The 23,185-nt window shown below is 64.3% G+C and carries 19 protein-coding genes; 9 read left to right on the top strand and 10 right to left on the bottom strand.

Going from position 1 to position 23,185, the window contains the following annotated elements:
- Positions 1–10: 10 nt before the first annotated feature.
- Positions 11–2,608, top strand: a complete 2,598-nt coding sequence (locus tag CIK75_RS14105; protein WP_241895471.1) for an FAD-dependent oxidoreductase — start codon at positions 11–13, stop codon at positions 2,606–2,608.
- Between the two features lie 56 nt (positions 2,609–2,664).
- Positions 2,665–3,426 carry an IclR family transcriptional regulator gene (locus CIK75_RS14100; protein ID WP_143413355.1) on the top strand — a complete coding sequence of 254 codons (762 nt, stop codon included), beginning with the start codon at positions 2,665–2,667 and terminating at the stop codon, positions 3,424–3,426.
- 5 nt (positions 3,427–3,431) lie between these two features.
- Here CIK75_RS14100 and ilvA read toward each other — a convergent pair whose 3' ends face one another.
- On the bottom strand, positions 3,432–4,685 hold the full coding sequence (ilvA, locus tag CIK75_RS14095; RefSeq protein ID WP_096224518.1) for a threonine ammonia-lyase: 1,254 nt from the start codon (positions 4,683–4,685) through the stop codon (positions 3,432–3,434).
- Positions 4,686–5,017: 332 nt separating this feature from the next.
- Between ilvA and CIK75_RS14090 the strand changes: the two genes are divergently transcribed.
- Together CIK75_RS14090 and CIK75_RS14085 are read left to right on the top strand one after the other, a co-directional pair.
- Positions 5,018–6,439 (top strand): MmgE/PrpD family protein, encoded by a 1,422-nt coding sequence (locus tag CIK75_RS14090; protein WP_096224517.1) that lies wholly within the window; start codon positions 5,018–5,020, stop codon positions 6,437–6,439.
- Positions 6,436–7,272, top strand: coding sequence for a phosphosulfolactate synthase (locus CIK75_RS14085; protein WP_086996711.1), 837 nt, complete (start codon positions 6,436–6,438; stop codon positions 7,270–7,272). The genes CIK75_RS14090 and CIK75_RS14085 overlap by 4 nt, the downstream gene beginning before the upstream one ends.
- Before the next feature lie 122 nt (positions 7,273–7,394).
- Here CIK75_RS14085 and betT read toward each other — a convergent pair whose 3' ends face one another.
- From betT to CIK75_RS14050, 7 genes are all read right to left on the bottom strand, one after another.
- Positions 7,395–9,422, bottom strand: coding sequence for a choline BCCT transporter BetT (betT, locus tag CIK75_RS14080; protein WP_086996709.1), 2,028 nt, complete (start codon positions 9,420–9,422; stop codon positions 7,395–7,397).
- Between the two features lie 239 nt (positions 9,423–9,661).
- Entirely contained in the window at positions 9,662–10,600 is a 939-nt protein-coding gene (locus CIK75_RS14075; RefSeq protein WP_198962453.1) for an NADP-dependent oxidoreductase, read from the bottom strand.
- A 25-nt stretch (positions 10,601–10,625) separates the two neighbouring features.
- A complete protein-coding gene (locus CIK75_RS14070; protein WP_086996706.1) occupies positions 10,626–12,302 on the bottom strand; it encodes an MDR family MFS transporter in 1,677 nt (558 codons plus the stop codon).
- Positions 12,299–12,808, bottom strand: a complete 510-nt coding sequence (locus tag CIK75_RS14065) for a MarR family winged helix-turn-helix transcriptional regulator (protein WP_086996704.1) — start codon at positions 12,806–12,808, stop codon at positions 12,299–12,301. The genes CIK75_RS14070 and CIK75_RS14065 overlap by 4 nt, the downstream gene beginning before the upstream one ends.
- A 112-nt stretch (positions 12,809–12,920) precedes the next feature.
- On the bottom strand, positions 12,921–15,182 hold the full coding sequence (locus CIK75_RS14060; protein ID WP_096224516.1) for a heavy metal translocating P-type ATPase: 2,262 nt from the start codon (positions 15,180–15,182) through the stop codon (positions 12,921–12,923).
- Between the two features lie 25 nt (positions 15,183–15,207).
- A complete protein-coding gene (locus tag CIK75_RS14055) occupies positions 15,208–15,429 on the bottom strand; it encodes a heavy-metal-associated domain-containing protein (RefSeq protein WP_086996696.1) in 222 nt (73 codons plus the stop codon).
- A gap of 19 nt (positions 15,430–15,448) precedes the next feature.
- Positions 15,449–15,790 carry a metal-sensitive transcriptional regulator gene (locus CIK75_RS14050; protein ID WP_096224515.1) on the bottom strand — a complete coding sequence of 114 codons (342 nt, stop codon included), beginning with the start codon at positions 15,788–15,790 and terminating at the stop codon, positions 15,449–15,451.
- Positions 15,791–15,956: 166 nt separating this feature from the next.
- Here CIK75_RS14050 and CIK75_RS14045 point away from each other — a divergent pair, with 166 nt between their 5' ends.
- Positions 15,957–17,105, top strand: coding sequence for a peptidoglycan bridge formation glycyltransferase FemA/FemB family protein (locus CIK75_RS14045; RefSeq protein WP_241895470.1), 1,149 nt, complete (start codon positions 15,957–15,959; stop codon positions 17,103–17,105).
- A gap of 92 nt (positions 17,106–17,197) precedes the next feature.
- Entirely contained in the window at positions 17,198–17,365 is a 168-nt protein-coding gene (locus tag CIK75_RS16370) for a hypothetical protein (protein WP_179204248.1), read from the top strand.
- A 63-nt stretch (positions 17,366–17,428) separates the two neighbouring features.
- On the opposite strand, the gene CIK75_RS14040 is transcribed toward CIK75_RS16370, so the two are convergent.
- Positions 17,429–17,728: a DUF4193 family protein gene (locus CIK75_RS14040; RefSeq protein WP_086996687.1), complete on the bottom strand. Its 300-nt coding sequence runs from the start codon at positions 17,726–17,728 to the stop codon at positions 17,429–17,431.
- Between the two features lie 194 nt (positions 17,729–17,922).
- Positions 17,923–19,407 (bottom strand): MFS transporter, encoded by a 1,485-nt coding sequence (locus CIK75_RS14035; RefSeq protein ID WP_096224513.1) that lies wholly within the window; start codon positions 19,405–19,407, stop codon positions 17,923–17,925.
- Positions 19,408–19,525: 118 nt separating this feature from the next.
- Between CIK75_RS14035 and CIK75_RS16365 the strand changes: the two genes are divergently transcribed.
- The 3 genes from CIK75_RS16365 (at position 19,526) to CIK75_RS14020 (ending at position 23,128) form a co-directional block, all read left to right on the top strand.
- On the top strand, positions 19,526–20,011 hold the full coding sequence (locus tag CIK75_RS16365) for a MarR family winged helix-turn-helix transcriptional regulator (RefSeq protein WP_198962452.1): 486 nt from the start codon (positions 19,526–19,528) through the stop codon (positions 20,009–20,011).
- A 152-nt stretch (positions 20,012–20,163) separates the two neighbouring features.
- Positions 20,164–21,471 carry a GAF domain-containing protein gene (locus CIK75_RS14025; RefSeq protein ID WP_096224512.1) on the top strand — a complete coding sequence of 436 codons (1,308 nt, stop codon included), beginning with the start codon at positions 20,164–20,166 and terminating at the stop codon, positions 21,469–21,471.
- A gap of 133 nt (positions 21,472–21,604) precedes the next feature.
- On the top strand, positions 21,605–23,128 hold the full coding sequence (locus CIK75_RS14020) for an aldehyde dehydrogenase family protein (RefSeq protein WP_096224511.1): 1,524 nt from the start codon (positions 21,605–21,607) through the stop codon (positions 23,126–23,128).
- Positions 23,129–23,185: the final 57 nt, after the last annotated feature.

Raw genomic sequence — 23,185 nt, 5'->3', positions numbered from 1 at the left:
AGGAGCATCAGTGAACCAGCCGACGCAACCGAAACCACCGCCGGGTGACGGGACGGTCCGCCCCGTCGCACCGTCCTGCGGGGGCCTGCCAGGCACTGCCGACGTCGTCATCATCGGCGCTGGCATCGTGGGCAGTTCACTGGTCAAGCACCTCGCCGAGGCCGGGTGGCGGAACATGGTCCTGTTGGACCAGGGCCCGCTACCCGATCCGGGCGGATCCACCGGCCATGCCTCGAATTTCATCTTCCCTGTGGACCACCAACGCCATGTGACCGCACTGACCGTGGAGTCGATGAACCAGTTCAGGGACCTGGGCACGCTGACCACTTGCGGTGGCATCGAAGTCGCCCGCAACGACGCAGGCCACAACGAACTGCGCCGCCGGCTGGCTTCGGCCAAATCCTGGGGTGTCGACGCCGAACTCATTGACCCCCGTCGTATCGGCGAACTCGCCCCGCTCATCGACACCTCGCTGCTCACCGGAGGATTCCACACCCCCTCCGCAGCCGTCGTCGACCCCCTCGCCGCCGGGGAGCTGATGCGCCAAACAGCGTTCGACGCCGATGCGCTGCACGTTTTTCCTGACACCGAAGTCACCGGGTTGCTCACCGAGCCCGCGGCGAGAGGTGGACCGGCACGTATCGCCGGGGTGCGCACTAGCGTGGGGGACATCGCCACCGACACCGTCGTCATCGCTTGTGGGGTCTGGTCCCCAAAGATCGGCGCGATGGCCGGTGCCGCCCTCCCGCTCACCCCCGCAGTGCACCAGATGATCAACCTCGGTCCCATCCCCGGGTTCGAAGCCAGCGGAGTGGAGATCGACACCCCGATCATCCGCGATATGACCGCCAAGATGTATGAACGCCAACGCTGGGACGAACTGCAGATCGGCTCCTACGCCCACCGGGCCATCCTGCATGAGGCTGAATCGCTGGCCCGCGTCGGCACCGCCGCATGGTCCCCGACCCAGCTTCCGTTGAGCGAGGCGGACTTCTCCGAACCGCTCGAACACGCCCGGCAGTTGTTCCCGATGCTGCGCGAACCCGGGCTGGAGCGCACCCTGGCGATCGATGGGCTGCTCTCGCTGACCCCCGACGGAGGGGCCCTGCTGGGGCCCACTCCCGAGGTCGAGGGGTTGTGGTCAGCCGCGGCGGTGTGGATCCGCGAGGCGCCAGCGGTGGGGAAGTACCTGGCCCAATGGATGAGCGACGGCTCGGCCGAGGTCGACCTGCACGCCGATGACATCGCCCGGTTCCACCCCTCCCAACGCACCCGCTCCTATGTGCGGGCCCGCGCCGAGGAAGGGTTTCCGAAGACCTACGGGATCGTGCACCCGCGCGAACAGTTCCTCAGCGCCCGCGGCCTGCGGCGCTCGCCGATCCACGGGCGGCATATCGATAACGGTGCCGAGTTCTTCGAAGCTGCCGGATGGGAGCGCCCGCAATGGTTCGCCTCCAATGCCGATCTGCTGGCCGAATTCGGTAACGCGGTACCGCAGCGGACCCACGAGTGGGATGCCCGCTGGCATTCGCCGATCAGTGTCGCCGAACACCTCTGCCTGCGGGAGCGTGGGGTGATGATCGATCTCTCGGCTTTCGCCCAGTTCGACGTCGCCGGGCCCGGTGCCATGGACTTCCTGCAGTCGCTGGCCATGGCCCAGGTCGATCGACCCGTCGGGCGGGTCATCTATACCCCGTTGTTGGATCCCCGCGGTGGATTCCGATCCGACCTCACCCTGGTCCGCCTGGGGATCGGCCACTATCGCGTCATCACCGGTGCCACCGATGCGGGACGTGATATCGCCTGGCTGCGCAGCCACCTTCCCACCGATGGTTCCGTTCATCTCGCGGATCTGACGGCGGCTACGGCGACCATCGGGTTGTGGGGGCCCAGGGCCCGCGACGTCCTGGCCTCGGTCAGCGCCAACGACGTTTCCGATGCCGCCTTTGGCTTTGGCAGCGCGGCCCACATCAGTGTGCGCGATATCCCGGTACTGGCTGTGCGGATCTCCTATGTCGGGGAACTCGGCTGGGAACTGCATACCGACGTCGACCAGGGGATGCGACTCTGGGATGTGATCGCCGACGCCGGCCGGCCCTTCGGCGTCCGCCCGGCAGGAATCGGCGTCTACGGGGGCTCAGCGCGACTGGAGAAGGGCTACCGGCTGATGGGCGCCGAGCTTTCTGCCGACTACAATCCGGTGGAGGCAGGACTGGCGTTGCCACGGGTCAAGGACGCCGGGTTCGTCGGCAAACCGGCCTACCTGCGGGCGCGTGAGGCCGAACCCGTCACCGTGTTGTGCACGCTGGGAATGGACGCCCCGGTAGCCGGTGAAGGGCCAGCAAGGTACCCCAGCGGCAGCGAACCAATCCTCACCCTCGAGGGGGAAGCCATCACCGACGCCGGAGGCCGGCGATCCTTCGTCACCAGTGCCGGTGACGGACCCTCGGTGGGCCGCTACCTCCTCATGGCCTACCTCCCGCCGGAACAGGCACAGGAAGGCAACCACTTGCTGGTCGAGTATTTGGCAGAGCATCACCGGGTGACCGTCCTCAGTGCCGGCCGCACCCCGGTGTTCGACCCCGAAAATCTGAGGATGCGGACGTGAGTGATGAAGTTCCCAACCAGCCTTCAGCCGAAAACCGTACTGGTAGCGTGAGCGCCATGACGGCACCGAGCGAACGCATGGCCAGAGGAAGCATCCAGTCCGTCGACCGTGCCGCCATCGTCCTGGAATTCCTCGCCAGTGAAGGGGCTAGCACCGTCAGTGCCGTCGGCCAGGAACTCGATGTGCATAAGTCGACGGCCTTCCGGATCCTGAACACCTTGGCCGACCATGGTCTGGTCGAACAGCGCTCGGACAGCTCGGAGTACCAATTGGGCCACGGCCTCGTCCGACTGGCCCAAACCGTCCCGACGACCGCCAGTTTCAGTCCTCAGGTGCACCAGGCGTGTGTCTGGTTGGCCGGCGAATGCCTGGAAACGGTCACCCTGAACGTCACCGAGAGTGGGGAGTCGGTGACCATCGACCAGATCCTGCCCGCTTCCTCGGTGGTCGGACGCAGCTGGCTGGGTCGCCGAACCCCCCTGCACTGCACATCGCCCGGCAAGGTGTCGCTGGGCTTCCAGCCCTCCTCAATTCGTGAGCAGCTACTACGCAGGACGTTGAAACGCTTTACCGCCTCCACCATCACCGACCGCAAGACACTGGCCTCCGAAATCACGACGACGGCGCAGCGCGGCTACGCCCTGTCGCTGGAGGAGTTCGAAGCGGGACTGACCTCGGTAGCGGCACCGGTCTTCGGTGCCGACGGGGTCATGATCGCCCAGATCGGTGTCGCCGGCCCGTCGTACCGGCTGGGTGGGGAGGCGTTGGAAATGACGATCGCCCTGGTCCAGGAAGCCGGCCGCCGGGCCTCTGTGTAGGGGCCTCAGGCGTTTTCGAAAGCGGGGTAGGAAACCTCGTAGCCAAGCCGTTTGAGTTCCGCAATGATCTCCGTCTTGTGTTCCTGGCCTTTGGTCTCGACCTTGACGCCGATCTGCACTTCACTAGCCGCCAACCCGCTGGTCGTTCGGTCATGTTCGACGTTGACCACATTGCATTCGGTGCGTGCCAGTACGGTGAGCAGCTCGACCAGGGACCCCGGCCGGTCGGGTACGCGGACGATCATCTGCATGAAGCGCCCTGCAGCCACGAGACCATGCTGCAGGACCCGGTTCAGCACCAGGGTGTCGACGTTTCCGCCGGAGAGCACAACGACGACGGGCCCCTCCAGTTCCTTGGCACCTTCGAGCACGGCAGCAACACCCGCGGCCCCGGACGGTTCGACCACCATTTTGGCCCGCTCGCTCAACAACAGCATCGCCTCACCGATCTGCTCCTCAGTCACCGTCCGGATCTCGGCAACATGATCACGCACGATCCCCAGGGTGAGTTCACTGGGCGACGGCACCGCGATCCCGTCGGCAATGGTCGACATCTTGGCCAGTCGGACTGGCGCACCCTCGAGAAGTGACGCCGGGAAGGCGGCAGCCCCTTCGGCCTGCACCCCGATGACCCGGGCTCGGGACCCGGAGAGATGCACGGCAGTGGCGACCCCGGCCAGCAGGCCTCCGCCGCCGGTGGGGACGATGATGGTCCCGACGTCGGGGACCTGTTCCAGGACCTCGAGACCCAGGGTGGCCTGACCGGCCACGATATTGACGTGGTCGAACGGTGGGATGAAAACACGTCCGCTGGTCTCCGCCTCGGCTTGGGCGTATTCGATGGATTCCGCGAGGTCACCACCGGCCAGACGTACCTCGGCACCGTAGGCACGAGTGGCTGTCACCTTGGGAAGGGCTGCCCCCATGGGCATGTAGACGAGGCAGTCGATCCCCAATTCGCGGGCGGCCAGTGCCACCCCCTGGGCATGGTTGCCCGCGCTGGCGGCGATCACCCCGCGACGGCGTTCGGCTTCGCTGAGCGCCGAGAGCCGGGTGAACGCGCCGCGCAGTTTGAAGGAACCAGTCCGCTGGAGGTTCTCGCATTTGAGGAACACCTGCACCCCGGCCAAGTCGCTGAGCGAGGAGCTGGTTTCGATTGGCGTGCAGGCAGTGACGTCGCTGAGTAGTTCCCTGGCCTGCTCGATATCGGAAAGAGTAATCGGCGAAACGCCGTCGTTGTCCGGGGCCGATGCGCACATGATGAAACTCCTCCAGCTCAATGAACGGTACTCCCGAGGGGAAAAAGACCGACTCGTTCGCGTGGACCTAGGTGCTGAATGCTCGAATTCTCGACACCCGCACCATGTCCACCGTGAATCCGCCCACCTCGTTCGGGAGTAATCTCCTTCACCATAAATCAAATATTTGGGGTGCGCGAGGCCTCCCGCCCCTGCTCCATCGTTGGGCGCCGAGGGGATGGCCGTTCAACATCACACACCCCTTCTCTTGATAGAACACAAAAGCATGATTAAACTAAGTAAGGTAAACCTAATAAATATTAAGGGTTTCGTTTCAACAGTGAGGAGTCCTCATGACTGAGGTCCAGGAACTAGCAGCCTTCGTCCACCAGGCAGATTCGGCCACCATGTCGGCCGCAGCACGGGAGCAACTGAAAATCCATGTCCTGGATACGCTCGGGGTCGCGATCGGAGCCCTCGATGCCAAGCCCATCTCCTCGATCCGGAAACTGCTGAAGGATCTGGGAGGCACCGAGCAGGCCACCATGATCGGAGGAGGCAAGTCCACTGCCGAACGGGTGGCCTTCTTCAACTCGGCGCTTTCACGGTATTTGGATTTCATGGACTCCTATCTGGCACCCAAGGAGACCAACCACCCCTCAGACAACCTGGGAGCGGCTCTGGCTGCTGCGGAAATGGCAGGGGCCAGCGGCAAGACCTTCCTGGATGCCTTGGCAGTCGCCTATCAAGTCCACACCCGCCTCTCCGACGTCGCCCCGGTCCGGGACAAGGGGTTCGACCACACCACCCAAGGCGCGTACGCGGCCGCCGCATCCGCTGCCAAGGCGATGAGTCTTACGGCGGAGCAGACGGCCAACGCCATCGCGATGGCGGGCACCGCCAACAATGCTCTGCGCGTGACCCGGACCGGGGACCTCAGCCATTGGAAGGGCCTGGCCTACCCGCACGTATCCAAAGAAGGTACGTGGTCGGCCATGCTGGCTTCGCGCGGGATCACCGGCCCGGCACAGGTTTTCGAGGGCAATAAGGGTTTCAAGGAATCCATAGCCGGTGATTTCTTCATCGATTGGTCGAGCGAGGATCTGGAGAGCGTGCTGCGCACCATCATCAAGAAGCACAACGCCGAGATACATTCCCAGTCGGCCTTGGAGGCAGCTCTGGACGTCCGCAGCCAGGAGGGCTTCGACGCCAGCTCGGTGCAAACGGCTCGGCTCCGTACCTTCGATGTCGCTTGGAACATCATCGGGGGCGGCGAGGAAGGCGATAAGCGCAACATCTCCGCCAAGGAGGAAGCCGACCACTCCCTGCCCTGGATGCTCGCCGCGGCCCTTTTGGACGGTGAGGTGACCCCCCAGCAGTACACCCCCGAGCGCATCGTTGCCCGGGATGTCCAGGATCTGATGGGCAAGGTGGAGATCAGGGAGGATCCGGAATTTTCCCGGCGTTTCCCGCAGCACATGCCAGCGGATCTGGAAATCACCCTGGCCGATGGCACACGGTTCCACTCGGCCCGGGATTCCTATCAGGGGTTCCATGACGACCCATTGGATTGGGAGGGGGCACGGCGGAAATTTGATGCCCTCACTTCACCCTTCGCCAGCCATGAGCTGCGCGAGAAGATCGCCGAGACGGTGCACACCATCGATGAGCATCAGGTCTCGGACTTGACCGTCCTGTTGGCCCAGGTCGGCACCCGGCGGTCCAGTACACCCTCGAGCCCGAATCGGCGCGAGTTTTCTCAGGAGACAGTATGACCCACCAGATTGCTCAAGACGTTTCATTCAACTTCGTTCCCCGGGCGTACCGCCCGTCGAAACCGCGCACCACTGGACTGACCGAGATTCGTGCGCCCTACTACTCCACCTTCGGCACCCGTCACCTCCAGGACGTCTTCGACGTCGCGGGTCCCTGGGTGGACGGCATCAAATGGGCAGGAGGTTCGTTTGCCCTGGTTCCGCCCGAGCAGGTCAAAAAATTCAGCGATATCGCCCACGACAACGGATCCTACGTCTCCTCGGGAGGGTGGATCGAGACCGTGCTGCGCTACGGGAATGACGCGGTGGACCAGTATTTGAAGGAGGCCAAGGACGTGGGGTTCGACACCATCGAAATCTCCACCGGTTTCATCATGCTCAACACCACCGGGCTGCTGCGTCTGGTCGAGAAAGTCACCCAGGCGGGGCTGAAAGCCAAACCGGAGTTGGGCATCCAGGTCGGTTCCGGAGGGGACTCCGGGGAAGCCGAACTGGCTGCTGAGTCGATGAAGGACATCGGCGACCTGACGGATCGTGCGAAACGATGCCTGGACGCCGGGGCCGACATCATCATGATCGAATCCGAGGGCATCACCGAGAACGTCGATGAATGGAACACCGGCGCCGCAGCATCCATCATCAACTCGGTCGGTTTGGAAAACGTGATGTTCGAGGCCGCCGACGGACCGGTTTTCGAGTGGTACATCAAGAACTACGGGAACGAAGTGAACCTGTTCGTGGACCACTCACAGATCCTTCAACTGGAGGGTCTGCGCCAGAACATTTGGGGCAATAAGTCCACGTGGGGGCGCGTGATCAACCCGGCCCCCTAGGCGCCATCGGGTAAGCAACACCGCCGTGCGCATGGCCTAGCCCATGCACCGGCGGTGCTTTTTTGGCCCGGACGATCTCCCAGACCCCCTGGGGTGCCGTTCCGGTGGGGTCTATCCGGAAACTAGTCCGCGATCCTCAGGAACTCCACATGTTCCTCGTAGTGGTCGAGGCAGTCGTGGATCAGCTGGGTTTTGGAGAAGCCCATCACGTCGTAGTCTTGCCCACCGGCTGAGAGGTGGACCTCGAGGCGGGCGTATTGGTCCCTGCTTCCGACCATGCGGCCACCGTAGGCCGGCACCGGAACAAGTTCGAATTGCACCCGGTAGATGAACGGATCCGACGAGGCGTTGGTGGTTAGCTGGACTGCCGGTCTCTCGCCCTCTTCCATCGCTACCCGGGCCGGGACACCGCGCTCGTTGAGCTCGTTGGAGACCTCCTGCAAGGCAGGGAACACCAGGTCCTGGAGATCTCGTCGGGCATCGTCGGGGCTCACGAAATTGGTGACCCTGGACAGTCTCGTCTTCCAGGTTTCGCGGTTTTCAAACCGTGCCGCCAGGATATGGGCTCGGGTGCCGGTACTCTTGTCGGCCCGGCGGCCCTCCACCCGCAACGCCTTCCACAGACTGATCATCACCAGGATCAAGACGATCGAGAATGGCAGGCCCATGATGATGGTGGCGTATTGCAGTGCGGTGATTCCACCGACCAGGAGCATGCCCATCGTCAGCAGGCCGGTGGTCCCGGCCCAGGTAATGCGCAGCCAGGGGGCACAATCCTCCTGGACGCTCCGCAGACGAGAAGACAGGTTGCCCATGACCAGGGCGCCGGAGTCGGCGGAGGTGACATAGAACAGCAGGCCGACCAGGACCGCGACGGCAATGACCACCCCGGAGAGCGGGTACTCCTGCAAGAGGTTGAAGAAGCCCAGACCGCTGCCCGATGCTGCCGTATCGGCGAACTCCGTATCCCCGCCGCGAACACGGGACAGGGCGGCGTTTCCGAAGATCGATACCCACATCACGATGTAACTGAAGGGGATGACCATGGTTCCGAGGACGAACTGGCGAATCGTTCGACCGCGCGAAATGCGGGCCAGGAACATGCCGACAAAGGATGCCCAGGCGACCCACCAGGCCCAGAAGAACAGTGTCCACAGTGACATCCACTCGTCGACGTCGTTGAAAGCGAAGGTTTGCAACGTCATGCCCGGGAACATGCTGATGAAGTCTCCGACATTCATCACGATCGCATCGAGCAGGAAGCGGGTGTTTCCGGTGACCAGAACCCAGCCGGCCAGTGCGATGGCCAGGATGACGTTGAGTTGGGAGAGGAATCGAATGCCCTTGTCGACACCTGTGGTCGCCGAGATGGCTGCCATGATCACGGCCAGGACCACCAGTCCGACTTGCGCCGCCGTCCCGATGGCGATGCCGAAGATGATGTTGAGTCCTGCGTTGAGCAGCACCACGCCGATCCCCAGGCTGGTCGCGACGCCGAAGATCGTCCCGAGCACGGTTGCGGTGTCCACCGCGTGACCGAGGACGCCGTTGATGCGTCGCCCGAAGAGCGGGAAGAGGGCCGAACGGACGGCGAGTGGCAGATTCAACCGATAGGCAAAGTACCCCAGGGCCATACCCATCAGCGCGTACATGCCCCAACCGGTGATCCCGTAATGGAACAGCGTCCAGAACGTTCCTTCTCGTGCGGCGTCGACGGTTTCGGCCTGGCCCACGGGTGGGTTCAGGTATTGCGAAACCGGCTCGGAGACGGAGAAGAACATCACGTCGGTGCCGATGCCTGCGGCGAAAAGCATCGCGGCCCAGGCAAACGTCGAATACTCGGGTCGAGAATCGTCGGGTCCCAGCCTGATGTGCCCGAACCGGGACATCCCCAGGTAGATCACGAAGACCAGGATGACGGTGGCCAGCAGGATATAGAACCAGCCGAAGCTGGTGGAGACGAAGGCGACCAGTTCACCGATGACTGCCTCGGCTTGCTTTGGCGCGGACAGGGTCCAGATCGCGACGGCAAGGACCCCGACGAGCGATGCGATGAAAACCGGCCACCTGACCGGTGCGGAACCCTTGGGTGACTCATCACCGGATTCGCTGTCGGCCTGGTCTGCAGGTGCCGGATGTAGATCGCTCATCGCGTTTTTGGCGCTCCTCGTGTCGGATTAGTCGATAGATCACGCGCCCCATGGCCCGGAGATAGCCCGGGCCGACGCTATGGACACGTTAACACGGGGGTTTGTCACATATCCACAAAGCGGCATACGTGCGGTCCAAAAACATGCCTTCCCCTGCCGGGCCAATTTGCGCAAGGTTATGGGTTCGGCAGGGGCTGGGGCCCGGCCGAGGGCTCCTGAAACGGAGGGCTCCAAGGCGGCTATTCCAGCTGGAGGACGACTTTTCCGCGGGCCCGACGGGTCTGCACCTTCGCCAAGGCGTCCAGGGCTTCGTCGAACGGGTACACCCGTTCGAGCTCGAGGTGCACCTGCCCTGAGGCGATCTGTTCCATGAGTTTGCCGAGCTCTGCTCCGACATCGAGCTGGTAGGGGAGCCCGGTCAGGTGGGCCCCGCGCTCGGATACCAGCGGGTCACCGGAAATCGAGACCAGGGTCCCGCCGTCCCTGAGCACTGGCAGACTGTCCGCCGTCGTGCCGGGCTGGACCGCCATCACGGCCGAAACCCCTCCGGGCATCCAGGCCAGCACCTCTTCGCGCCATCGGGAGTCGTGGTAGTCGACGGCCTTTTCAACCCCGACCGACTGAAGGTAGTCGTGGTTGGCAGCCGATGCCGAGGCGGCGACCCGCAAGCCCCGCTGACGGGCCAGTTGGATGGCGAACGTGCCGATGGCCCCGGATCCGCCGGCGATAAAGAGCGACCCACCTGCCGGGACATCGGCCACGGTGTGCAGCGCCTTCAACGCAGTGTTCCCGGCCACCGGAACAGCCGCTGCCGCAACGAAACTCATGCCCTGCGGTATCGGCAGGATCATCGATTCCGCCTTCACTGCGGTCCACTGGGCCCACGTGCCTCCGCCCGGCTGCATGGCGCTGACGAAGGACACGCGGTCGCCGACGGCATGGCTTGTGACGTCGTTGCCGACTTGCTCGACGACGCCGGCCGCCTCGATCCCGATGGGGTAGGGGTACCGGGCGTCCCCGGGCAGGAAGTACGAATCATGGATTCCGACGCCGATGGCGTGCACACGCACTAGCAGTTCGTCGGAGCCGATCCGTGGAACCGGCACGCGGGCCGGTTCCACGGTCTGGGCATCACGGTGTGGAAGGACGAAGGCCTTCATCGTTTTGATGTCCTGCATGTTCGACTCCTGTTTCTCCGCGTTCTCAGTCTTGGTGACCTGAGGGTGGTGGTGTTGTGGGCGATGTCCCCGGCTGGGGCGCGCCGTCGGCCTCCAGGGTTCCGTCCTCGTCCTGAGTCCTGTCGGGCACCGGGGTCCTGGGCGAGGGATTCATGGCCACCGTGGTGCGCAGCGGGGCGCCGCGCACGATGGCGATGGCGATGACCGAGACGGCGGCGATCATGGCGGCGATCATGAAGATCGGACCGAACGCATCGGCGTAGGCATTGTGGAACACTTCCTGAACCGGTGCGGGCAACCCGCTGATATCCAGTTCGGTGTCCCCGCCTCCTGCTGACATGGCGCCGGCGGGAATGCCTAGCTTTTCCAGGCCTTCGGAGATGTTGGTGCTGACGCGGCTCGTCAACACGGCGCCGAGGATGGAGACGCCGATGGCCCCGCCCAAGGAGCGGAAGAAGGCGATGGCCGCTGAGGCGGCACCGACCTCGGTGACGTCGACCGTGTTCTGCACGGCCAGCACGACGTTCTGGACCAGAGTGCCGATGCCCAGACCCATGAGGGCCATGAAGATCGCGACGTAGAGGTAGGAGGTGTCGTGGTTGATGGTGCCCAAACCGACGAGGCCGATGAGCATGATGACGCTGCCGATCATCATCACCGGCTTCCACCGTCCGATCCGCGTGACGATGAGTCCGCCGACCATGGCTGAGAGCGTCTGGCCGAGGATCATCGGAATGGTCATCAGGCCGGCAGCGGTGGGGGTGCGTCCGTCACCGAGCTGGAAGTACTGGGTCAGGAACACGCCGGAACCGAACATGCCCACACCGGCACCCACGCTGGCGACGATCATCCACGCAGCGGTGGGGTTGCGCAGCACCCGGATGGGGATCATCGGCTCGGGGGCCCGCAACTCGACGATCACCGCCAAGACGGCGGCGACGAGGAAGGCGGCCAGGAAGACGCCGGACTCCCAAGAAATCCAGTCATACTCGCTCCCGGCGAAGGTCACCCAGAGCATCGGAATGGCGGCCGATACGGAGACCAGGATGGCGCCGAGGTAGTCGATGCTGAGGTTGGCACGCTTGATGGTCGGCAGATGCAGCTTGAGTTGAAGCAGGATCAACGCGACGACGGCCAAGGGGACGCTGACGAAGAAGGTCCAGCGCCAGTTCAGGGAATCGGTGATGACCCCGCCGATCAGCGGCCCGGAAACCGTGGCCACGGCCATGACGGCACCCATGTAGCCGGCGTAGCGTCCACGTTCACGAGGGGCGATGATGGAGGCCATGATCGACTGCACCAGCGCCATGAGCCCGCCCATGGCCACGCCCTGGACCGCGCGAGCGGTCATCATCAAGGTGATGGTCGTGGAGAGTCCTGCGGCGATGGAGCCTGCCACGAACATGATGATCGCGATCTGCGCCAGGGTCTTTTTGTTGAAGAGGTCCGAGAGTTTGCCCCAGATCGGGGTGGCGATTGTCATCGCCAGCAGGCTGGCGGTGATGACCCAGGTGTACTGACGCTGGGTGCCGTCCAGATCGGCCATGATGGTGGGCAGTGCTGTGGACACGATGGTGGTGGAGATCATCGCGGTGAAAAGTGCGGCGAGCAGACCGGTCATCACCTGGAGGATTTCGCGATGCGAATACTCCCGTGGTTCTTCGGTGTTGATTGCCGCGGTGGTGGAGGTGGAGGACGTCATCCCATCAACTCGCTTCCGGTATCGGAGGTGGTGGCTAGCTTGTCGGCCCCGTGGGGTCCATGAAGTTCGGGGTCCCTGGTGATTTCTTCCAGGTGCAGGTTCAGTCGTTGCAGGAGGTTGATGGCCTGTTCGGCGTCCTCCGTGGACCAGTCGGTCAGGGAATCGGCGAACCGGCGCACGGCGTGCGTCTCACTATCTGTGAGCTTCGTCAGTCCGCGTTCGGTGATGGAGATGAGCTGGGCTCGGGCATCTTCGGGGTCCGGTCGGCGTCCGACCAATCCGTCGGCCTCCAAGCAGTCCACGGCACGTGAGGCCACGGGGGCCGAGACGAAAAGCTGGGTCGCCAACTCACCCAAACGGGCGTCACGGTGGCGCAGATGCTGCAGGAAGCCGAACCTGGTCCCCGTGAAGCTCTGGTCCTTATTGCGTTGGCCGGCTAAGCGGAAAGTCCGACTGGTTTGCACCATTTCCGAGAGAATCTGGCCGGCTTCTTGGTCATTGATCACTATTGGCTCCTTGCGTTGCTACCTGACAACGCTAACTTACTTACTTAGGGTAAGCAAGTAAGTGGCCGAGTGAAGGAAAGCCGGCCAGAGGCCCGAAACGAGCTGGCCCGAACTACTTCGCGAAGCTGCGCAGGCGCAGGCTGTTCAGAACCACCAGCACCGAACTGGCAGCCATGGCGCCGCCGGCGATCATGGGGTTGAGCAGCCCCAGGGCGGCGACCGGAATGCCGATCGTGTTGTAGAGGAACGCCCAGAACAGGTTCGTCCTGATAATGCCCAGGGTTCTGCGGGAGAGCTCGATGGCCTGCGGAATCTGGGCCAGATCGTTGCCCATGACGGTGATGTCCGCGGCCTCGATAGCCACGTCGGTTCCCGAACCCATGGCCAGGCCGAGGTCGGCACGGGCCAAGGCTGGGGCGTCGTTGACGCCGTCGCCCACCATCGCCACCACGGCGCCAGTGGCCTGCATTTCTGCCACCTTGTCGACCTTGCCCGCCGGAAGAACCCCGGCGAAGACGTCGGCCGGATCGATGCCAACCGCTGTGGCCACCTGGGCGGCCACCTCCTCGTTGTCGCCGGTCAGCAGCATCGGACGCAAGCCAAGGGAACGTAGGCGCTCGATGGCTGCCGGGGAGGACTCGCGGACGGTATCGCGCAGCCCGATGACCCCAATAGCGGCGCCGTCCACTGCGACCAGTACCGCCGTCGTTCCTTGTTTTCGGGCCGCGGACAGGGCGGTCAAGGAGGCGCTATCGGGTTCGGTGCCGTTGTCACTCAGCCAGGCGGGCGAACCGACGATGACGACGGCGGAACCCACGGTGGCCCGGACGCCGCCACCGGGGGAGGAGGTGAAAGCTGAGACGGGGTCGGCGTGCCGACCGGCGGAGGTGATGGCCTGGGCGATCGGATGCTCAGACCCCGACTCGGCGGCGCCAGCGAAGGCCAGGATCATTTCCTGATCCACATCGGCGGTGGCGATGACATCGGCCATGGCGAGTCGGCCTTCGGTGACGGTTCCCGTCTTGTCCAACAGAACGGTGTCCACCCGACGGGTGTCCTCGAGGACCTGAGGGCCGCGGATGAGGATGCCCAACTGTGCACCACGTCCGGTGCCTACGAGTAGGCCGATGGGGGTGGCCAGGCCCAGGGCGCAGGGGCAGGCGATGACCAGGACGGATACGGCTGCCGTGAAGGCTGACTGCAAATCGCCGGAAATGGCGAGCCACAGGATGAAGGTGAGCACGGCGATGGCCAGCACGATCGGAACGAAAACCGCGGAGATCCTGTCGGCCAGCCGGGCGATCGGAGCCTTGCCGGTCTGTGCGTCGGAAACCATTCTGCCCATCTGGGCCAGGGTCGTCTCCGCGCCAACCCGGGTGGCACGCACCAGCAGCCGGCCCGAGGTGTTGATGGTGGCGCCGGTCACGGTGTCGTCCGGGCCGACGTCGGTCGGCGCGGATTCGCCGGTGATCAGCGAGGTGTCGATGGCCGATTCGCCCTCGAGGATGTAGCCGTCGGTGGCGATCTTCTCTCCGGGTCGCACCACGATCTCATCCCCGGGGACCAGCTCGGAAGCCGGGATGCGTACTTCAATGCCGTCGCGCATTACGGTGGCGTCCTTGGCCCCCAGGCTCAGCAGTGACTGCAAGGCATCGCCTGCAGAGGTTTTGGCGCGGGCCTCGAGCCAACGGCCCAATAGCAGGAAGGTGGCCACGACGCCGGCCGTTTCGAAGTACAGCTGGTGGTCGGACATGCCCATCCCGGTGCCGGCGGTCATGGCCGGGTCCAACAGCAACTGCCACAGCGAGAAGAGGTAAGCGGCCAATACGCCGATGGAGACCAAGGTGTCCATGGTGGAGGAGAAGTGGCGGGCGCTGGCCAGGGCGGCGCGGTGGAAAGGCCAGGCCGACCACCAGGTCACCGGTGTCGCCAAGGCCAGGGCCACCCAGCCCCAGTGCGGGAACTGCAGGGCGGGAATCATGGAGATCAGGAACAACGGAATCGTGAAGATCGCACCGACGATCAGGCGCGGACGCAGGTCCTCGGCGCTTCCACCATGGTTCAGGTGATCGACGTGCTCGCCGGGCTTTCCCCCGTTATCCTGCGGGCTGCTGTCGGGGTGGTGATGCGGATCCTGCCTGACCGAGGCACCGTATCCGGCGGCCTCGACCGCCGTGAGCAGCTCGGTGTCACTCACCGATGCCGGGGCGGTAACACGCGCCGATTCCAAGGGCAGGTTGACGCTGGCTTCCACGCCCTCGATTTTGCCCAGCTTGCGCTCAATCCGCGAGACGCACGAGGCGCAGCTCATCCCCTGGATATCCAGATCGAGGATCCGGCCTTCTGCGACGGTCTGTTCGAGGTGCTGTTCCATGCTGCTGCTCCTGGCTGGTGGTGCCTTAGGTGTTGGTGGGGACGATCGTGTAGCCGGCCTCGGAAACTGCCTCGTTGAGGCTGGCTTCGCTCAGGGGTTCGGAGGAGTCGATGTGGGCCGTGGAGACTCCTCCGGCGACGAGATCGATATTTACGCTGGTGACGCCGTCAATCTCCGAGAGTTCCTCGGTGACTGAGGCAACGCAGTGGTTGCAGGTCATGCCGTCGATGCTGATGGTGGTGGTCATGTTTGCTCCTTTTTAGGGGTCAGCGCAGGAGGCGGCCGATGGCTGCCGAGGCCTCGCGGACCTTGTCGTTGACGATCTCTGGGTCACCGGTCTCTAGTGAATCCTGGGCGGCACCGACGACACAGTGTCCGATGTGCTCCTCGACCAGGCCGAGGCTGACCTTGTGTAGTGCGGCGTTGATCGCTGAGATCTGCGTGAGGATATCGATGCAGTACTTCTCTTCGTCCACCATCCGTGCGATCCCGCGGACCTGCCCTTCGATGCGACCCAGCCGTTTGAGCAGGGACTGCTTATCGGCGGTGTACCCGTGCTCGCGGTGCGCATCGGCTGGTTGATCAACGGTCGGCAAGGTGGTGTCCATAACGTCAAGTTATACCCCCCTAGGGTATGTCGTCAAGTACCCCATAGGGGTACGAAGGCGAAAACGTGATGGTGGTGTCCCCACTCCGCGGAGTCTGCAATCCTGGTGCCGCTCGATGCGGGGTGGGGCCGCGGCCGCGCGGGCCCGCGTTGCTACACTGGTCGGCGTGACATCCACCCAGCTCTCGGTCCGCCAGATCCCCGCAGCCGACCACGTTGCACACCTTGCCCGACACTCCGAATCCAGCTTTATGCAGCTGCCCGCGTGGGCCGGGGTCAAAAGTGAATGGCGTGCCGAATACCTTGGCTGGTTTGACCAGCAAGGCGCCCTGCGGGCCTCTGTTCAAGTACTGCATCGGCCGGTTCCGGTCCTGAAGTACACCTTGGCCTATTTGCCCGAAGGGCCCGTCGCCGAATGGGGCACCCTCAACCCCTCAGATGTCATGGCCCCCATGCTGGCCCATTTCAAAACCCGCAGGGTCTTCCTTGTCCGCATGGGACTGCCGGTCATCACCCGCAGCTGGGCCGCCGCAGCCGTGCGTAAGGCGCTCTCGGCCGGCGGGCATTCGCTGATGACCGAGCTGGACCCGCTGCACACCGATGACCGGGCGACCGCGCTCGCCGATCAACTGCGTGAACTCGGGTGGACGAAGCAGGAAGTCAGCGAAGACTTCAACACCGGCCAGCCCGAATTTGTGGCTCGCATCCCGCTTGTCGGAGCCGATGGCCAGGCCCTGGATATCGACGGGGTGTTGGGCCAAATGAACCAGAACGCCCGCCGGGAGACCCGCAAGGCGGCCTCCGGCCCGCTCGAGGTTCAGGTCGGCGGGATCGAAGATATTGGACGCTTCCACGCGCTGTACCGGCAGACCGCTGAACGCGACGATTTCACCGGGCGACCGGTGGGGTACTTCACCACCATGATGCAGGCGCTGAACGCGCACGCTCCCGGGACCTGTAGCGTCTACTTCGCCGTCCACGAGGGGCAGGACCTCGCTGCGGCCATCAGGGTTTCCCGTGGTCAGGGTGCCTGGTATGTCTATGGTGCCTCGTCCACCATCGAGCGAAAACTTTTCGCGCCCAAGGCCCTGATCCACCGCATGATTGCAGATTCGCTGGCCGAAGGGTGCACCTTCTTGGACCATGGCGGTGTTTCGGCGACGTTGGATAAGGGACACCACCTGGCTGGTCTGACCTTGTTCAAGACCACCTTGGGCTGCAACGTCGTGCAGGAGCTGGGGGAGTGGGATTACCCGCTGAACAAGGCTGTGACCGGGGCCTTCAACCTTTATATGCGCCTGCGCGATCGAGGCTAAGCACCGAACTGTGCCGCGGCGGCGGGAGGGCTACCGTCGCCTCGGCTTCGGGCATAGAGTGGCGCCATAGGGACCGATACCTGGAGGCAGCAGTGGGCGATTACCGTGCATATACCGATGAGGAAAAGGCTGCCTACGTGGCCCCGGCGTGCGATTCCTGCGGACAGCATCGACATGTCGTCTGGGAGGACACCGGCTCCGCCGATGCCCACTGGGTCCGGAGGGACGCCGGCTGCTCCAACGAGGCCTGCACCGCGTGACCGGCAGACGCTAGCGAGGGGTGTGCGACCGTTCGCGGACGGTGGAATTTCTTCTCGTCGGGATTAGCTGTCGCATTCCTTGCAGATCATCATGCCGTCCTTCGTGCGGGAGAGCTGAGAACGGTAGCGAACGAGGAAGCATTCCCCACAGGTGAACTCGTCCTGGGCCTGCGGGCGCACCTGGACGACGAGTTCCTCGTCGATGATCGCACCGGGCAGTTCGTCGCCATCTAGGGGCTCTTCCTCGTCCAGCTCCTCAACGGCGGTCTTCTTATTGGGAGCGTCAATTTGCTTGACCTGCTTGAGGGTCTCCTCGTCGCGCTCGGCAACGTCCGGGCGGACCTCATCGTATTCAACAGCCATGTGATTCTCCTGAGCATTCAACGGATCGAAAGCGACATGCTAGGCGACGAGAAGTGGCAGACACAAACCGAGTCCCGACGAGCAAAACGTTTTGGTGGTCTTCGCGGGCCCGCAGCATCGCAAACAGCGCATCCACAGCCCCCGCCGCGCCTGTTCCTTGGGTCACCAGGAGCCGGGCGGCGGAGGCTCCGGGTTCAGGATGCGGCGGGTTCCAAGACCCTCTCGGGCTCCTCGACCATCGGTTCGGTCAGGCGACGACGACGGATGGTCAGGGTGACGGCACCGGCGGCAATGGCGGCGAGAGCGCCGATCATGAAGCAGAGGCTGAAGGCGTCTTGCGTGGGGACCGGGGTGGTGCCGGGCGACAGCGGGACCGAATTGCTGGTCAGGACGATGGCCATCACCGCAGCGGCGCTGGTCGTGCCGATGGAACGCATGAGGGCGTTGACGCCCACGCCAGACCCGGCTTCCGCTGCCGGTAGGTTGTCCATGACCAGGATCGGCATGGCGGCGTAGCCGATGCCGATCCCCGCGCAGGCAATGCAGGAGGCGAGCATCAGTTCCCAGGGGGCGTCGGTGAGAAGGAACGCGAAACCGTAGCCGGCGGCCATGACAAAGGCCCCCAGGGCCAAGGTGTTGCGGCCACCGAACCGAGTCATCAGTGCCGCTGAGATCGGTGAGAACAGGAGCATCATCAGCCCTGCAGGTGCCATCCAGAGGCCGGCTTCCAGGACGCTCTGTCCCAAGCCGAAGCCGGTGGAGGTAGGCATCTGGAGTAGCTGTGGAATCACGATGGACTGGGCCATCATGCCAAAGCCCATGAGGACCGCAGCGATGTTGGTCAGCAGGACGGGGCGCCGGGCCGTGGAGCGCAGATCGACCAGTGGTTCGTCATGTCGGAGCTCGTAGACACCCCAGAGGGCCAGGATCAGCAGGCCCCCAAGAATCGAGCCGAGGGTTCCCGCGGAGAGCCAGCCCCAGTCATTGCCCTTGGACACCCCGACGAGAATGCCGACGATGCCGGCCGCCAGACCAAGGGCGCCGACGGCGTCGAAGGTCGCGGGGTGCTGGATGGCTCGGTGGGGCAATGCCGTGGCCGAAAGTATGGTGACGACGACGCCCAGCCCTGCCGTGAGCCAGAAGAGGGCGTGCCAGTCGTATTCCTGGGAGATCCATGCGGCCAGCGGCAAGCCGAGTGCACCGCCAACGCCCAGCGTCGCGCTGATGCCGGCGACTGCGGCATTTCTCATCTTGGGAGCCGACAACTCACGGGCGAAACTGATGGCCACGGGGATGTACCCCATGGCGAGGCCTTGGAGGATCCTGCCGATCACGACGAGGATGAATGCGCTGGACACGGCGGCAACGAGTGAGCCGAGCAGCAGGACGAGCGCGGAGACCACCAGAACGGGCTTCCTGCCCTTGATGTCGGCCAGGCGGCCCGCGACCGGCATGGCTACCGCCCCGCCGAGGAGCGTGGCGGTCACGACCCAGGCGGCATTGCTCCCCGAGGTGTCCAGCAGGTCGGGTAGGTCCGGCTGGATCGGGATGACCAGCGATTGCGTGAGTGCTGCGCACAGGCTCGAGAAGCCGAGCACGACGACCGCCAACAGGGGATGTCGGGCTGTGCCCGTGGACACTTCCTGCGGGGGGTTGGCGGTTGACGTTGTTTCTTCCATGTACTTCTTTCGTTGCTTGGACCCGACCCAGTCTGGGTGTGTAAGTTACATAAGGTAAGTTGTGCAGACTACACACGTTGCGAGAGACGTACCTAATCGACGAGACACGGAGACGCGCATGGGCGAGCGGTGGCCACTGCCCGAAGTTGCGGATGTTTCGCGGGCCCGCCTTCTGGCCAGTTACCTCGCCAGCCTCGATCTGCAGCGGCGAGCGCTGGAGACCCATCTGCATTTGAGTACCTCCGAATTGCGCATCCTGTGGCTGTTCTCCGATGGGCAGCTTCGAACGCTGCGCGAGATCGCAGAGAACCTGAGATTGGAGCAATCCACCGTGAACCGTCAGGTCAATGCGGCGCATGCTGCCGGATTGCTCGGGCGTTCGCGCCCTGAAGGTGGGAACGCCTACGTCTTCTTCGCGACCCAGTCAGGTGTGGCGGCCTTCGAGAAGGACCTGGTCACGAGTCTGGGCGCCTATGAAGCGGCACTTCAGAAGCTGGGGCCCGATGATGCTGCCGCCTTCCTCCAGACGATGCGTCGCTTTCTTGATGTGTACCCCGACACCCTAGGGACTCCCGACGACCTCGACGGCTTTTCGTCGGAGTAGGGGCCGCGGCCGTCGGCTGCACTGCTATCCAATCTCCGGGCCCTGACCCTAGACTATGTGTCATGGGCCACAAACGTGGTTCTGTTTCCCGGTGCCCGTGGCGAGGAATGGCTCGACGCTCACGTTCATCGGATGCAGGGTGGTGTTGCCTCATGGCTTGGAATTCACCGGCATCGCCGGCGCTTCAGCAGTATGCCGAGCTTGCCCACGCCCGTCTCTCATCGGGAGGATCGTCGCTGCCTGCGCTGCAGGGACCCGACTTCCCCCGGCTGCGCCCCGTCGTGCACGACTCCTGGGTCCGTTCGCTGGGCTTTCACCGGGACCCGGCAGGGGCCGGTGCGGTCAGCGGCTTGAACGACCCAGAGCTGGCCGAAGCCCGACGCAGCCATCCGCTGGTGTCACTCATGCCCGTCTTTGACCGCCTCCTGATTCAACCGGCGAAGGACACCGGACTACTCGTTGCGGTAGGGGACGACGCCGGACACCTCCTCTGGGTCGAAGGGGATGCCTCTGCGAAGAACGCCGCAGAGCGCATGGCGTTCGTTCCTGGTGCCGACTGGTCGGAGAGTTGTGTAGGAACCTCCGCTCCCGGGACGGCGCTGGTCACCGGCGGTGGAGTCCAGATCAGCGGGGCCGAACACTTCAGCCCGGAAGCCCACCGCTGGAGTTGTTCCGCAGTGCCCATTCACTGTCCGTTGACCGGCCGGCTGCTCGGCGTGGTGGACTTGACCGGGCATGACGACGCCGTCGCCAGCCACTCACTGGCCCTGCTGCAGGCTGCTGTCGCCGCCGCCGAAGCCCAACTGCATGTCGAGGCGTTGAAGGGCGCTGCCCGCGGACGGCGCCTGGCCGTTCCGGTCGCCACGGCCGCCGCCAGGTTGAGGGTTCTCGGCCCAGACGCCGGAATGCTCGACGGCATGGCACCTCGCAAGTTCCTGGGCGGTCGTCATGCCGAAATCCTGGCCCTGCTGGGCTGGAGCCGCGGCGGCCTCGATGCGGCGGAATTGGCCGAACTTCTTTTCGGCGATGCCGGCCAACAAGTCAGCGTCCGGGCCGAAATGGTCCGCTTGCGCAAGGCCTTGGGTCCCGAAGCACCACGGATTGGCTTGGAATCCCGTCCCTACCGCATCGGTCCGGCCGTCACGATGGATGCCCGTGATGTCCTGCGCCACCTTGGGGCCGGCCGGCTTCGCGAGGCCCTGGCCGCCTATGCCGGGCCGGTCCTGCCCCGTTCGGAAGCCCCCGGGGTGATCGACATCAGGCTCGAGGTCGCCGGCGCCCTGCGGGAAGCCATGCTCAATGACGCGGACCCTGACACGCTGCTGGACTACCTCGAGCTGCCCGAAGCCGGCGCCGATGTTGAAGGCCTGCGCACCGCCCTGCAGGTCCTTCCGGCGCGTTCACCTCGGCGTTCGGTCGTCGTGGCCCGCCTGCAGCGGCTGGAAGTCGAACTGGCCTGAACGCCGGACGGTGACGGTGCAACGTGGGTGCAACCTCTCCTTATGTAACGTGATCCACATCACGCAGAACCCGCCATCGTGGCGCCGGGCCCTCGGCCCGGCAGTGCCACCGGCAGCCAACAAAGGAGTTGTCATGACCGTCTATGCCGCCCCCGGAACCGATGGGGCACTACTGGACTTCAAGCCCCGTTACGAGCACTTCATTGGCGGTGAATGGAAGGCCCCCGTGAAGGGCGAATACTTCGAGAACATCACCCCCATCACCGGAAAGGTCTTCTGTGAAGTCGGCCGAGGTACGGCCGAGGACATCGAAGCAGCCATCGATGCGGCCGAAGGGGCGGCACCAGCCTGGGGCCGGACCAGCCCCGCCGAGCGGGCCGCCGTGCTGAACAAGATCGCCGACCGCATCGAAGAGAACCTCGAAATGCTTGCCGTCGCCGAAACCTGGGACAACGGCAAGGCCATCCGCGAGTGCCTCAATGCCGACCTGCCGTTGGCGGCGGACCACTACCGCTACTACGCCGGGGCCATCCGCGCGCAGGAAGGCCGGCTCTCTCAGATCGACGAGAACACCGTCGCCTACCACTTCAACGAACCGCTAGGTGTGGTCGGACAGATCATCCCCTGGAACTTCCCGATCCTGATGGCGACCTGGAAACTGGCACCCGCGTTGGCCGCGGGCAACGCCATTGTGCTCAAACCCGCCGAGCAGACCCCGGTGTCGATCCTGGTGTTGATGGAGTTGATCGCGGACTTGCTCCCACCGGGCGTGCTCAATGTGGTCAACGGATTCGGCACGGAGGCCGGCAAACCGCTCGCCTCCAATAAGCGGATCCGCAAGATCGCGTTTACCGGTGAGACCACCACCGGTCGGCTGATCATGCAGTACGCCTCGCAGAACCTCATCCCCGTCACCCTCGAGTTGGGCGGGAAGAGCCCGAACATCTTCTTCGAGGACATCGCCGCGCAGAACGATGCGTTCTACGACAAGGCCCAGGAGGGGTTCACCATGTTCGCGCTGAACCAGGGTGAGGTCTGCACCTGCCCCTCACGCGCCCTGGTGCAGGACTCGATCTACGACAAGTTCATGGGCGACGTCACTGCACGGACCGAAGCCATCAAGCAGGGCCACCCACTGGATACCGACACGATGATGGGTGCCCAGGTCTCCAACGACCAGCTGGAAAAGATCCTTTCCTACATCGACATCGGCAAGCAGGAAGGCGCCAAGGTCCTGACCGGCGGTGCCCGCGCCGACCTCGGGGGCGAACTGTCCGGCGGCTACTACGTCCAGCCGACGATCTTCGCCGGCGACAACTCGATGCGGATCTTCCAGGAGGAGATCTTCGGACCCGTCGTCTCCGTGGCCCGCTTCAGCGGCTACGATGACGCGCTGAAGACCGCCAACGATACGCTCTACGGCCTTGGCGCCGGGGTGTGGGCCCGTGACGGGGCCACCGCCTACCGCGCCGGACGCGAGATCCAGGCGGGCCGTGTCTGGGTGAACAATTACCACACCTATCCGGCGCACGCGGCCTTCGGCGGGTACAAGTCCTCGGGCATCGGACGGGAAAACCACCTGATGATGCTGGACCACTACCAGCAGACCAAGAACCTCTTGGTCTCCTACGCCCAGGACAAGCAAGGGTTCTTCTAAACCACTCATTTCCCTATCCGCAGTCCACGGATTCCGGCACCGACGCCGGAACCTGCG

The organism is Glutamicibacter sp. BW78 (genome assembly GCF_002332245.1).
GTDB classification, from domain to species: domain Bacteria; phylum Actinomycetota; class Actinomycetes; order Actinomycetales; family Micrococcaceae; genus Arthrobacter_H; species Arthrobacter_H rhombi_A.
Note: the sequence above shows the minus strand (reverse complement) of the source record. Positions and strands in the feature narration are given on the sequence as shown.